This window comes from Azospirillum lipoferum 4B (genome assembly GCF_000283655.1).
In the GTDB taxonomy this organism is placed as follows: Bacteria; Pseudomonadota; Alphaproteobacteria; order Azospirillales; family Azospirillaceae; genus Azospirillum; species Azospirillum lipoferum_C.
On the sequence record NC_016622.1, the window covers coordinates 2,299,134 to 2,312,158 of the forward strand.

The following is a 13,025-nucleotide window of genomic DNA, read 5'->3' on the forward strand; positions in this document are numbered from 1 at the left end:
AGATTGAACTATTCATGACAAGCAAAAAACTTGCTCGATTATCGGCCAGAAGAGAAATGATGTTTCATTGTGCGCTTTGCATGCGGATTGTGCAGTGACTGCGCAATAGCCAACCAAGGTGCCGGCAATGAGCTTAGGTCAGAACCAAAGTACCGATCCATCCGACCAGGGCGAGGATCACCAGCATCACCAGAAGGGTGACGATCACCGCATTGCTGCGCCGAATCGAGCGGCAGCGCGGGCAACTCTCCTCGGCGGCGGAATAGGGATGGTTGCAGCGGTCGCAGCGGACGGTCTGTTCGGTTCCGGTCTGGTCCGTCATCGGCGGGTTCCATGGTGTCGAAGCCTGTGAGGCCGCATGGATAGCACGGCCGGCGCTGCGCCGCAGCGGTGAAGACAGGCGCGGGCACGCCGCTGCGGACAGGACGGAATGTCGCAGTTGCCGGGCGGGAGGCCGTCAGTCGGCGGCGGAGGACTCCACCGGCGGCACGCGCAGTTCCGTCGCCTGCAAACGGCGCGGGCTGTGGTCCAGGGGCTCCAGCAGCGGCATCTCCGCCCCCTCCGGTGCGGCATGCAGGTCGCGGAACCGGCGCGCGCTGACCAGCACCCGCGATTCCAGCGTGCCGACCGCGCTGTTGTAGCAGCCGACGGCCTTGTCCAGCTGCCCGCCCAGCTTCTCCATATGGCCGCCCAGATCGGACAGGCGCTTGTACAACTCCGCCCCCAGCGCGCTGATTTCGCGGGCATTGTCGGCCAGCCGCTCCTGCCGCCAGCCATAGGCGACGGCGCGCAGCAGCGCGATCAGCGTGGTCGGGGTGGCCAGGATGACGCGGTGGTCGATGCCGGCCTCGATCAGCGCCGGGTCCTGTTCCAGCGCCGCGGAGAAGAAGTTCTCGCCGGGCAGGAACAGCACGACGAACTCAGGGCTGTCGTCGAACTGGTCCCAGTAACCCTTGGTGCCGAGTTGCTTCATATGCTCGCGCACATGGCGGGCATGGCGGACCATGCCGTCGCGCCGCGCGCCGTCCTCCGCCGCCTGGACACCGTCGAGATAGCCTTCCAGCGGCGTCTTGGCATCGACCACGATGGTCTTGCCGCCGGGCAGCGTGACGATCAGGTCGGGGCGCAGCCGGCCGCTGTCGACCGACACCTGTTCAACGAAATCGCAATGGTCGAGCATGCCGGCCATCTCGCAGACCCGGCGCAGCTGGATTTCGCCCCAGCGCCCGCGCGCCGCCGGGGTGCGCAGCGCCCGGACGAGGTTGCCGGTCTCCGTCCGCAGCTGGCTCTGGGTTTCCACCAGCGACAGCACCTGCTGCTTCAACCCCTCATAGGCGCCGGCACGCGTGCTTTCCAGCTCGCGAATCTGGCGGTCCATCGCCTCCAGCGACTGGCGCACCGGATCGACGATGGCGGCGATGGCGGTCTGGCGCTTGTCCAGATCGCCCTTCGCCTGCTCCTGAAAGCCGGCCAGCGTCTCCCGCGCCAGATCGAGGAAGCTGCGGTTGTTCTGGTGCAGCGCCTCCGCCGACAGGGCCTTGAAGCTGTCGGCCAGCGCCGCCTGGGCGCGCTCCAGCAGGGCCATCTTCTCCGCCGCCGCGGTCCGTTCGGCCTCCAGCCGGGTCGACAGCTGGGCGTGGCGTTCGCGGGCGTCGGCGACCTCGCCATGCAGGCGGGCGATCTGGTGGTCGCGCGCCTCGATCTCCTCACGCAGGTCGTCCTCGGTCCGCTCGGAGAGGTCGAGGCGGGTGGCGAACTCCGCATGCAGGGCGGCAGCCGCGGCCTCCGCCCGGCCGGCGGCGGCGCGCATCACCGCCCAGGCGATGGCGGTGCCCAGCAGCAGGCCGGCCGCCAGCCCGATCGCCAGCGACAATCCATCGACCACCATCCCGTTCACCAGAAACTGCGTCACACCCGCTCCCCCACCCCTGCCCCACAGCTGCCCAACACTTGAAACGGGCACAGCCTATCGGAACGAAACGCGAATTGGAACGGGTCGCGAACAGACCGAATGACGCGGCATTGCCCAGCCGCCGCTTTCCGCGCTTGCCCTATCACGGCCGCGGCGCCATATCGGAAGCCATGCCGAACGACAAGACTCCCGACACCGATTCTCCCGACAGCAAATCCCTCGACTGCGGCCCCGGCTGCGGCGGCCCCCGCGTCCGCGCCATTCCGCCCGGCGAGGACCGCGAGCGGCTGATGTGCCCGGACTGCGGCTATATCGCCTATCAGAATCCGCTGATCGTCGTCGGGGCGGTGGCGACCTGGGAGGATGGCCGCATCCTGCTGTGCCGCCGCGCCATCGAGCCGCGCAAGGGCTTCTGGACCCTGCCCGCCGGCTTCATGGAGGAGCGCGAGAGCACCCGCGAGGGCGCCGCCCGCGAAGCCTGGGAGGAGGCGCGCGCCCGCATCGACATCGATCATCTGCTGGCGATCTACGACATCCCGCGAATCAGCCAGGTGCAGATGATCTTCCGTGCCCGCCTGCTATCGCCGGACGTGGAGCCCGGCCCCGAAAGCCTGGAGGTCGGGCTGTTCGCCTGGGACGAGATCCCCTGGGGCGAGCTTGCCTTCCCCACGGTGATCTGGGCCCTGCGCGAGCATCGCGACCGGCTCGGCCGCAGCGATTGCGCCCCCGCGGTCAACCCCACCCCGGACGCGCTCGCCCGCTGGGAACGGATGCTGTAGCGGACGGCCTACCGTCGCTCCGCCGGAAACTTCGCCACCAACTCCTGCTCGGCGCCGTCGCGCCGGATGGTCAGCGGCAGCCAGGTGCCGGGCGCCTGACGGCGGATGACGGCGACCAGATCGGCCGGCGCCCGCACCGCGCTTCCGGCGGCGGCGAGGATGCGGTCGCCGCTGCGCAGGCCGGCCGCCGCGGCAACGCTGCCGTCGCTGACCGACCCCACCGTGATGCCGTCCGGACCGGGGTCGAGCTGCACGCCCAGCCGCGGCCGCTGCGGTTCGGCATCCTCGCGGGCCGGTCCAAGGCCGAAGACCGCATCGGCGATGCGCCCGTCCAACTCGTCGCAATCGCGGTCGGCATCCCAGGGCAGCAGCACGGCGGCATCGGCGATGCCGAGGTCGGCCAGCTGGTGCGGAACGCCGTCGCGGTAGAGGGTATGGCCCTGCCCCAGGATCCCGACGACGGCGCGGCCGGTGGTGCGGCGGGTCTCCGCGATCTTCTCCGCCATCGCGCGGTCCCAGACGCTTTGCGCCTCGATGAAGCGCTTGGCGGCATCGGAGGGGGCGGCTGCCTGCGACTCCGAGCGATCATGCGTCGCCAGCGTTTCGGTCAGGCGGCTGCGGTAAGTTTCCGTCGGGGCGGCAGGGGTGCCGACGCCCTCGCGCTCCGCAGCCGGGATGGCGGCCCAGCCGTTGCGGGCGGTGCGGCTGATCAGCGAGCGTTCCACATTCAGCGCCACCACCGGCAGTCGGTGCAGGCGGGCGAATTGCAGGATCGGCAGGTAGAAGGCCGGATCGAATCCCCAGACCGTGCGCCAGTCCGTCTCCTTCAGGAACTCGCTTTCCGTCAGCTCCCCCGCCACCCAGCGGTCGAGCACCAGCTGCAAGCGGCGCGGCAGCATCTCCATCCCGATGGCAAGGTCCGGGTTCAGCGCATGAAGGCCTGCAAGGGTGTGGAGCTGCCAGCGGTGATGGTCGGCCTTGTCATGCTGCTCCCCCAGCAGCACGACCGGCGCATCGGCGAGCCGGCGCAGCAGCGGCACCGGCTCCACCGCCGTCCCGGTGCCGTCGGCCCACACGCCCGGCGGCACGCAGCCGGTGCGCGCCGCATCCTCCGCCCGGACGCCGGATGCGGCAACGAGGGACAGCGCCGCGAAGACCAGCGGAACGAGGCGGGGAAAGCTACGGATGATCTGGCGCGGCAAGGGAGGCTCCGTCGGCGCAGGCATTGCGCCAAGGTTGGACCTGCCGGACCCAAGGTCAATGGCGAACGCCACCGATTGCGTCGTTCGGCCGCGCCGAAGATCCGCGGCGGATGACAGGCGGGGCGTCGGCGGGTAGGATCGGCGCCGGCGGTGGACAGACGGCGGATGGTGGCCTTCCGCGCCGGCATCCGTAAACTCCCGAGGCCGTTCCCAGGGCGTCCGCTTTCCCCGCCCGACCGCAATCATTCGTGAAGCGCACCGCCGCCATGCCGCACCGCAAGACCGTCATTCTCACCGGCGCCAGCCGGGGTATCGGACACGCCACCGTCACCCGGTTCAGCAATGAAGGCTGGCGCGTGATCTCCTGCTCGCGCGAGGATGTGCCGGAGCATTGCCGGCGCGATCCCAACTGGACCCATCACATCCCGGCCGACCTGTCCGATCCCGCCAGCCGCGCCGCCTTCGTGGAGGAGGCGAACAAGGCGCTGGACGGCGGCCCCCTGCATGCCCTGATCAACAACGCCGGCATCTCGCCCAAGACCCCGATCAAGGAGCGGCTGGGCTGCCTGAACGGCTCCATCGAGGGCTGGCACCGGGTGTTCGAGCTGAATTTCTTCGCTGCGCTGGTTCTGGCCCGCGGCTTCGCCGCTCCGCTGTCGAAGGGCAAGGGGGCGATCGTCAACGTCACTTCCATCGCCGGCCATTCGGTGCACCCCTTCGCCGGCTCCGCCTATTCCACCTCCAAGGCGGCTCTGTCGGGCCTGACCCGCGAGATGGCGGTGGAGTTCGCGGAGATCGGCGTCCGCGTCAACGCCGTCGCCCCCGGCGAGATCGAAACGGCGATGACCGGCCCCGAATACGACGTGCTGATCCCGCGCATCCCGCTGAAGCGCATGGGCACGCCGGAGGATGTCGCCGCCGTCATCTTCTATCTCTGCGGCCCGGATTCGGCCTACGTGACGGGAACGGAGACCTTCATCACGGGCGGGCAGCATCTGTTCTGAGGGGGCTTCGGACGCTTGCCCCCTCCCCATCCCTCCCCCGCTCTCGGTCGGCCAAAGGCCGATCCGATCGAGGGAGAGGGGGCAGGACGCTTGCCAGCGTGGCTTGGCTGCCGAAGCCGCGGCAGTCCCCTCTCCCTCGAAGAGGGGGAGGGTTAGGGAGGGGGCATCGTCAGCCACCCCCCTCGCAACCGAACGCTACTTCCCCGCCTTCCAGGCGATCAGCCGCCGCGCCGCCTCGGCGATGGTTTCCTCCGACCCGGCGAAGCTGAAGCGCAGGAAACGCCGGCCGCGGGCGGTGTCGAAATCGATGCCCGGAGTGCAGGCGATGCCCGTCTCCTCCAGGATCTGTTTCGCCAGCGCCTCGCTGTCGTCGGTCATGTCCGACACGTCGGCATAGATGTAGAAGGCGCCGTCCGCCGGCGCCATCCGGGTGAAGCCCGCCTTCGGCAGTTCCTCCAGCAGCAGGGCGCGGTTGCGGGCATAGCGGGCGACGTGGCCGTCCAGTTCCTCCGTGCAGTCGAAGGCGGCGACCGCCGAGACCTGACTGAGGGTCGGCGCCGAAATGAACAGGTTCTGCGCCAGACACTCGACCGAACGCAGCAAATCGTCCGGCACGATCATCCAGCCCAGCCGCCAGCCGGTCATCGAGAAATACTTGGAGAAGCTGTTGACCACCAGTGCCTGATCGTTCACCTCGGCCGCGGTGACGGCGTCGGTGCCATAGGTCAGCCCGTGGTAGATCTCGTCCGACACCATGCGGACGCCGTTGGCGCGGCACCAGTCGGACAGCGCCGTCAGTTCCTCCCGGCTCAGCATCGTGCCGGTCGGGTTGGCCGGGCTGGCGACGATCAGGCCCTGCACCGGCTCGTCCAGCGCCTCCAGCAGTTCGATGGTCGGCTGGAAACGGTGCTCCGGCCCGGTCGGCAGCTCCACCGGGACCACGCCGGCCGCGGTCAGGGTGTGGCGGTAGGCCGGATAGCTGGGCGACGCCATCGCCACCCGGTCGCCCGGATCGAAGGCGGCGAGGAAGCCCAGCTGGAAGGCACCCGACGACCCGGTGGTGACCACCACCCGCCGCTCCGGCACATCGACGCCATACCGGTCCTTGTACCATTTGGCGATGGCCGCACGCAGCGGCGGGATGCCCAGCGCCCCGGTATAGCCAAGCGGATCGCTTCCCACGACGGCGGTGGCCGCCGCCTGCACCACGCCCTTCGGCGCACCGGTGGAGGGCTGCCCCACCTCCATATGCAGAACCTCTAGCCCGGCGGCCTCGCGCTCCGCCGCGGCGCGCATCACTTCCATCACGAAGAAGGGCGGAATGGCGCCCCGCTTGGAAACCTTGGGCTGCTTGCTCATGATCGTCCGTCTCTAGCTCTCTTTTTTGGGCGGGCCGCTATTCGCGGTTCAGTCCCGCTTGCGTTCGCTTTCCACCGTCAACGCCAGGCTGTTGGCGCGCGGATCGGTCGCCGTCTGGCAATAGCGCACTCCGTCCTCAATCGACACCCGGCAACCGACGAAGCTGACCCGCCCGGGAATCGATTGCGGCCGCGCGGCCTGGATCTGCGGCGCGGTGGATTTCTCCTCCAGTCCCGACGGCAACGCCACCGACAGCAGGGCGGCCGGACCGGCGGCGGGGCCGTCATTGCCCCCGGCTGTGCCGACGCCGGCGAACAGGGTGCGGCCGATGATGGAATTGGCGATCAGGGCCGGCGCGCCGAAGCCGCCGCGGTCCACCCCCTGGGCCACCAGCATGCCGGTGCCGGGAATGCCGCGGCCGGTGCCGAAGGGCGCCCCCTGGGTGAAGGCGCAGGCGGCGCCATTCTCGTCCGGATCGATCACCATCACCCCGGCACCGGCGGCGGTGGCGCCGGCACCGGTGGCGCCCAGCAGCTGTGCGGCGCGGGTCGCCCGCTCGGCCGGCGGCAGGGCGGCCACCGCCTTCCAGGCCTGGATAATCGCTGCGCCCGAGTCAGGCTCGGTCGTGTCGGGAACATGCAGGTCGCTGATGTCGAAGGGCACCGTCAGCGTGGCGCCGACACGCGGCTGGTAGGCGCGCAGCTGCGCCGGGTCCAGCCCCATGCCCTGGGCGACCGTCGCGGCGAGCGGCCCGGCATAGAAGGCGCCCACCCCCTGGCGGCGCAGCACCGACAGGGTCGCGGCCAGTTCTGGTTGGGCAGCGACGGTGCCGACCGCCGGCGTACCGGCGCCCAGCAGGCGGCGGCGCGCATCGGAATCGGCGGCCAGACGCCCGCCGAATGCGCTCAGATCCTGAACCAGAGCACGGCTGAGACCGGGGGAGAACTGGGCCAGCTGTTCCGCCGGGGCGACAACCTGCTCCCACCGCAGCACGCCGGCCGAGGCCTGGACGGCATACAGGCCGCGCGCCATCGCCGGCATGCCGACGCCGCCGGCACCGGCAGGTCGCGGCAGGAAGTCGATGGTGCGCGCCTTCTTGGAAGCGGCGTCGAACAGCACGCAGACACCGCCGCCGGTCAGCCCGACGCGCGACGGCAGGCTGGCGGTCATCGCCAGCGCCATCGCCGCCACCGCGTCGCCGGCCTTGCCGCCCTGGGCGAGGATGTCCCGGCCGATCCCGGCGGCATAGGGTTCGTCGGCGACGACGAAGCTCTGGACCGTCGCGTCGGTCTTGAACTTCGTGTTGACGCAGCCGGCCAGCAGTGATGCAGCTATGGCAACCGCGCCCAACCCTCGCCAGATTCGCAAGCGAGTGTATCGCGGTCCGGAGTTCCGCCGGTTCCGCGCGGGGGTCCGCTGTTCAAAGCCGGAGGTCGTCACGGTGCGCAAGCCCAGCAGGCTGGTTTCGGTCGTCGCCATCATGTCCATGTGTCTGATGTCGCTGGTGTGGGGAGCGCCACCGGCGAGCGCGCAGCGCCGCTCGGACATGCAGATCCTGGGCGACGCCGAGACGGACCATATCATCCGCAAGATGGCCCGGCCAATCTTCCAGGCAGCCGGCATCGACCCCGAGTCGGTGCAGATCCTTCTGGTCAACGATCCCTCGGTCAACGCCTTCGTCGCCGGCGGGCAGAACATCTTCCTGCACACCGGGCTGCTGCTGAATGTCGACGACGCCGACCAGCTGCTGGGCGTCATCGCGCATGAGACCGGCCACATCTCCGGCGGACATCTGGTGCGCGGGGCGGAGGCGATGGACAACGCCTTCCTGTCCTCGCTGCTCGGCATGGGTCTGGGCGTCATCGGCGGCCTTGCCTCGGGCAATGCCGGCGCGGGTGCGGCGGGCGTCATGCTGGGTCAGCATCTGGCGGAGCGGAACTTCCTGTCCTTCTCCCGCACGCAGGAGGCGTCGGCCGATCAGGCCGGCCTGTCCTTCCTGGAGCAGTCGGGCATCTCCGCCAGGGGGATGGCGGCCTTCCTGGAAAAGCTGGGCGTCGGCGAGCCGTTGATGAACGACCGCGATGCCGGCTATCGCCTGACCCACCCGCTGACCCGCGAGCGCATCGAGGCGGTGAAGGCCTTCGTCGCCCGGTCCCGCTATGCCGACGCGCGGCTGCCGGCGGCGACGGAGTCCGACCTGCGGCGGCTCCAGGCCAAGCTTTACGGCTATCTCGATCCGCGCGGCGCGCTCCAGCGCTACAAGGCGAACGATCCGTCGCCCGCCGCCCGCTACGGCCGCGCCTATGCCTATTTCCGCCAGGGCGACGTCAGGCAGGCGACCCCGCTGGTCGACGGCCTGATAGCGGACGAGCCGCGGAATCCCTACCTGCACGAGATGAAGGGCGACCTGATGCTGCAGACCGGCCGCGCGCCGGATGCGGTGGCTCCCTACCGCAAGGCCATCGAGCTTGCCGGTTCCGAAGCCGGAACGATCCGCGTCTCCCTTGCCCATGCCCTGCTGGAGCAGCGCGATCCGCGGCTGGCCGACGAGGCGCTGAAGAACCTGCAGATCGCGGCGAAGGGCAAGGCCCAGTCCGCCTTCCTGTGGCGGCTGACCGCCCAGGCCTGGAGCATGAAGAAGAACGACGGCATGGTCGCCTATGCCACCGCCGAGGAAGCGCTGGCGAGAGGCGACATGCCGATGGCCAAGGCGCAAGCCGAGAGGGCGGAAAAGCTGCTGCCCGCCGGCTCGCCGGGCTGGCTGCGCGCCCAGGACATCCGCGGCCAGACCGGCGGCGACAGGCCACGCTGATCGTGGTCGGACGGGTCATATGACGAAAGCGTCCTTCCGGTAACGCAACGGTCACCGAACCGTCCCCGCAACGTCACCGCCGCTTGCTATTCCGCGGACATCGAGCGCGTCATCCACACCCCCGGTCCCGACGCGCGGTTCCGTCCACGGAGTTCCCGCATGCCGTCCATCCGTCCGAAGTCCCGGCGCGGCGCCCTGCTCGCCACCGCCGCCCTGCTGTCCGCCGCCCTGGCTGCCGCGGTGCCGGCCCAGGCCCAGGAGCAGCAGGCCAAGCGCTTCCCCGCCACGCTGGCCGGCCATGCCCTGCTTCCGGCCGACACGTTGGTGCAGGCGCCGGCCGATGCCGGGCCGCTGTTCGCCACCGCCGGCAAGTTCACCAATGCCGACCGCAAGCGGGTGGAGACGGTGGGCAGCATCCGCGCCACCTCCTTCGCCTCCGACCCCAAGGTCCCGCGCCAGACGGAGATCATGCTGCCGGTCGCGGGGCAGGCGGTGCAGGGCTTCTCCGCCATCGTGCCGCAGGGGAACGGCGAGTTCATGGCGCTGACCGACAACGGCTTCGGCAGCAAGGTGAACTCGGTCGATGCGCTGCTGATGGTCCATCGCGTCAAGCCGGACTGGCAGAGCGGCGCCCTGCAGCGGCTGGAGACCATTTTCCTGCGCGATCCCGACCGCAAGGTCCCCTTCGCCATCGTCAACGAGAACAGCACCGCGCGCTACCTGACCGGCGCCGACTTCGATCCCGAATCGCTGGTGGTCCAGGCCGACCGCCTGTTCATCGGCGAGGAGTTCGGTCCCTACATTCTGGAGCTGAGCCGCGACGGCGTGGTCATCGCCGTTCATGAGACGATGGTCGACGGCAAGCCGGCCCGCTCGCCCGACCATTACCGCAACGGCATCCTGCCGCCGGTGCCGGGCGCCGTCGCCTTCGAGGTTCGCCGCTCGCGCGGGTTCGAGCCGATGGGCGTGTCGCCGGACGGCAAGACCCTGTACCCGTCGCTGGAAGGCCCGCTGTGGAACGCCGCCGCCAACGGCTTCGAGAACAAGGACGGCCGCGCGTACACCCGGATCCTGGAGTTCGACGTCGCCAGCCGCACGTACACCGGCAAGTCCTGGAAGTACAAGCTGGAGGACAATGCCAACGTGGTGGCCGATCTGGCGATGATCGACGCCGGCACCGCCCTGGTGATCGAGCGCGACGACAGCAGCGAGGGCGCCAAGACCCAGGCCTGCCAGGGCGAGGCGAAGCCCGACTGCTTCAACGCGCCGGCCGCCTTCAAGCGGGTCTACAAGATCGACATCGCCGGGGCGGATGCCGACGGCTTCGTCCGCAAGGTCGGCTATATCGACCTGACCGACATCGCCGATCCCGACCGCAAGGCCCGCGCCGGACAGGCGCCGGAAGGCCGCTTCGTCATGCCCCATCTGGGGCCGGAGGGGGTGAACATCGTCGATGCCGACCATATCGTGGTCGTCAACGACAACAACCTGCCCTACTCCACCGGCCGGACCATCGGCAAGGCCGACGGCGACGAGATGGCGCTGCTGTCGGTGGGTGAGCTTCTGCGCGCCCGCTGATCGCGCAAATGTGAAACCGGGAGTGTGGTCCGGGCGAGCGCTTTGCACTTGTCCGGACCCGATTGTCGGTCCAGTGTGGGCGGCCTTCGGCCCAATGTCCCCCGTGTTTCGGAGACCGCCCACCATGCGCCCCGTCCTGCCGTTCCTGCGTTCCGCCCTGCTGGCCCTGCCTGTCGCGGCACTGGCGCTGTCCGCCGCCGCTCCGGCCCATGCGCAGTCGGCGAGCTTCGACGGCAACCAGAAGGCCGCCATCGAGAAGATCGTCCGCGATTACCTGATGGAGCATCCCGAGGTCATCCTGCAGGCCGTCGACGCCATGCAGGAGCGCCAGAAGGCGGCGGAGGCCGAGCAGGCCCGCAAGGCCCTGGTCGAGAACAGGCAGGAGCTGACCCGCAACCCGGCCGATCCGGTCGCCGGCAACCCGCAGGGCGACGTGACGGTGGTGGAGTTCTTCGATTACCAGTGCGGCTACTGCAAGGCCGTGCAGGCCGACACCCAGGCGCTGATCAAGGGCGATCCCAAGCTGCGCTTCGTCCTGAAGGAATTCCCGATCCTGGGACCGGCGTCGCTGCTCGCCTCGAAGGCCGCGCTCGCCGCCCGCGGCCAGGGCAAATACATGGAACTGCACAATGCCCTGATGGCTCACCGCGGCCAGCTGGACGAGGCGGTGATCATGCGGCTGGCCAAGTCGGTCGGGCTCGACACCGACCGGCTGAAGAAGGACATGGAGTCGCCGGACGTGCTGAAGGTGATCGCCGCCAATCAGGCGCTGGCCGAGAAGCTGAACATCCGCGGCACCCCGGCCTTCGTCTTCGGCGACGAGCTGGTGCCGGGAGCCATCAAGCTGGACGACATGAAGCGGCTGACCGACGCCGCCCGCGCCAAGGGTTGAGGCGGACCGTTCCATGACCGCAACGACTGAGCCGCAGACGCCGACCGTCGTCGTGTTCGACATCGGGCAGGTGCTGATCGAATGGGACCCGCGGCACCTCTACCGCGAGCTGTTCGACGGCTATGAGGACCTGATGGAGGATTTCCTCGACCGGGTCTGCACCCCCGCCTGGAACCTGGAGCAGGACCGCGGCCGCCCCTGGAGCGAGGCGGTCGCCCAGCTGACCGAGGAGCATCCGGACTGCGCCGAGCTGATCCGCGCCTATGACGACATGTGGGAACGCATGGTGCCGGGCCCGATTCCCGGCACGCCGGAGATCCTGGCGGAGTTGAAGGCGCGCGGCGTCCCCGTTTACGCCATCACCAACTTCTCGGCCGACAAGTTCGAACTGACGCGCAAGCGCTTCGACTTCCTGAACGGCTTCGACGGCATCATCGTTTCGGGTCAGGAACGGCTGGTGAAGCCCGACCCGGCGATCTACCGGCTGCTGATGGATCGTTACGGTCTCGAACCGAAGCACTGCTACTTCATCGACGACAACCCCGACAATGTCGAGGCTGCCAAGTCGGTGGGCATGTCGGCGCACCTGTTCCTCGGCGCCGAAGCGCTGCGGCGCGATCTGGTGGCGTTGGGGGTGTTGTAGGCGCTTGTTTGGCCCCCTCCCCATCCCTCCCCCGCTTCGCGGGAGAGGGGGTAGGAGCTTTGCGGGAGTTCAGCGGCAGTCCCCTCTCCCTCGAAGAGGGGGAGGGTTAGGGAGGGGGCCGCGACGATGTAACTCCCCCTACTCCGCCGCAGCCTCGCGGTCGGTGGCGGAGTTGAAGGCGTAGGTCTTCCAGGTCGGCTCATAGCTGTCGTCGGCCTGGTTGCCCCAGACCGACCAGTTTGGCCGGGCACCGCGGGCGAACATTTCCAGGAAGGGGCCGGGGCTACAGGCCTCGATCAGTTCATACTGCTCGTCGGGCTTACGGCTGTGCTCTCGCTTGCGGCTTTCGATGAGGTTGACCTGGGTCCGGCCGGGGGGCAGCGTGCGGGCCTTCTTGCCGCGGACACCGAACAGGATCAGTTCGGTCACGTTGCGGAAATAGAACCCCACCCCGCGCCCGTCCGACCCGCCATCCTTGCGCACCTTGTGCCAGACGAGGTTGGTCTTGTACTCGAACCCCCAGCTGCGCATGACCTGCAGGCCTTCCGGCAGCAGCGCGTTGGGAACCCACAGATACAGGTGCGCGGTGGAGGCGGCGATGTCGGCGACCGGCAGGGCGCAGATGTCCTCCACCGTCATGGTGCCATAGCGCGACAGGCGGCGATGTTCCGGCGCCATCTTGCCGGTGCGGTTGACGAAGCGCCAGGGCGGGTCCGCCATCACGGTGGCGAAGCGCCGGTCACCGGCGAAGGCCACCAGATCCCGCGCCGGATCCGATGCCGTCGCCACCGTGTTGCTGTCGCCCATCGCTGCCTCGAAATCCTGAACAAACCCGGTACTGGGA

At 69.2% G+C, this 13,025-nt stretch carries 12 protein-coding genes; 6 read left to right on the forward strand and 6 right to left on the reverse strand.

Features of this window, described 5'->3' with window-relative positions; translation table 11 throughout:
• Positions 1 to 133: 133 nt before the first annotated feature.
• Positions 134 to 322: a hypothetical protein gene (locus tag AZOLI_RS10640; RefSeq protein WP_014248636.1), complete on the reverse strand. Its 189-nt coding sequence runs from the start codon at positions 320 to 322 to the stop codon at positions 134 to 136.
• Between the two features lie 135 nt (positions 323 to 457).
• The gene (gene rmuC, locus AZOLI_RS10645) at positions 458 to 1,912 is read right to left on the reverse strand and encodes a DNA recombination protein RmuC (RefSeq protein ID WP_014248637.1); all 1,455 of its coding nucleotides are present in this window, start codon (positions 1,910 to 1,912) and stop codon (positions 458 to 460) included.
• Between the two features lie 170 nt (positions 1,913 to 2,082).
• On the opposite strand from rmuC, the gene AZOLI_RS10650 reads away from it, so the two are divergent.
• A complete protein-coding gene (locus tag AZOLI_RS10650; RefSeq protein ID WP_014248638.1) occupies positions 2,083 to 2,691 on the forward strand; it encodes an NUDIX hydrolase in 609 nt (202 codons plus the stop codon).
• Positions 2,692 to 2,699: 8 nt separating this feature from the next.
• Here AZOLI_RS10650 and AZOLI_RS10655 read toward each other — a convergent pair whose 3' ends face one another.
• On the reverse strand, positions 2,700 to 3,893 hold the full coding sequence (locus AZOLI_RS10655; RefSeq protein WP_014248639.1) for a ChaN family lipoprotein: 1,194 nt from the start codon (positions 3,891 to 3,893) through the stop codon (positions 2,700 to 2,702).
• A 266-nt stretch (positions 3,894 to 4,159) separates the two neighbouring features.
• Between AZOLI_RS10655 and AZOLI_RS10660 the strand changes: the two genes are divergently transcribed.
• Positions 4,160 to 4,897, forward strand: coding sequence for an SDR family NAD(P)-dependent oxidoreductase (locus AZOLI_RS10660; protein ID WP_044550037.1), 738 nt, complete (start codon positions 4,160 to 4,162; stop codon positions 4,895 to 4,897).
• A 195-nt stretch (positions 4,898 to 5,092) separates the two neighbouring features.
• On the opposite strand, the gene AZOLI_RS10665 is transcribed toward AZOLI_RS10660, so the two are convergent.
• Entirely contained in the window at positions 5,093 to 6,256 is a 1,164-nt protein-coding gene (locus tag AZOLI_RS10665; protein ID WP_014248642.1) for a pyridoxal phosphate-dependent aminotransferase, read from the reverse strand.
• A gap of 48 nt (positions 6,257 to 6,304) precedes the next feature.
• A complete protein-coding gene (locus AZOLI_RS10670; protein WP_244442472.1) occupies positions 6,305 to 7,624 on the reverse strand; it encodes a gamma-glutamyltransferase in 1,320 nt (439 codons plus the stop codon).
• A 73-nt stretch (positions 7,625 to 7,697) separates the two neighbouring features.
• Between AZOLI_RS10670 and AZOLI_RS10675 the strand changes: the two genes are divergently transcribed.
• From AZOLI_RS10675 to AZOLI_RS10690, 4 genes are all read left to right on the forward strand, one after another.
• The gene (locus tag AZOLI_RS10675) at positions 7,698 to 9,068 is read left to right on the forward strand and encodes a M48 family metalloprotease (RefSeq protein WP_014248644.1); all 1,371 of its coding nucleotides are present in this window, start codon (positions 7,698 to 7,700) and stop codon (positions 9,066 to 9,068) included.
• Positions 9,069 to 9,227: 159 nt separating this feature from the next.
• Positions 9,228 to 10,646: an esterase-like activity of phytase family protein gene (locus tag AZOLI_RS10680; RefSeq protein ID WP_014248645.1), complete on the forward strand. Its 1,419-nt coding sequence runs from the start codon at positions 9,228 to 9,230 to the stop codon at positions 10,644 to 10,646.
• 124 nt (positions 10,647 to 10,770) lie between these two features.
• Positions 10,771 to 11,538 carry a DsbA family protein gene (locus AZOLI_RS10685; RefSeq protein ID WP_014248646.1) on the forward strand — a complete coding sequence of 256 codons (768 nt, stop codon included), beginning with the start codon at positions 10,771 to 10,773 and terminating at the stop codon, positions 11,536 to 11,538.
• A gap of 13 nt (positions 11,539 to 11,551) precedes the next feature.
• The gene (locus tag AZOLI_RS10690; protein ID WP_014248647.1) at positions 11,552 to 12,181 is read left to right on the forward strand and encodes an HAD family hydrolase; all 630 of its coding nucleotides are present in this window, start codon (positions 11,552 to 11,554) and stop codon (positions 12,179 to 12,181) included.
• A 138-nt stretch (positions 12,182 to 12,319) separates the two neighbouring features.
• Here the strand turns inward: AZOLI_RS10690 and AZOLI_RS10695 are convergent, their stop codons facing one another.
• A complete protein-coding gene (locus AZOLI_RS10695) occupies positions 12,320 to 12,988 on the reverse strand; it encodes an MT-A70 family methyltransferase (RefSeq protein WP_014248648.1) in 669 nt (222 codons plus the stop codon).
• Between the last annotated feature and the right edge of the window lie 37 nt (positions 12,989 to 13,025).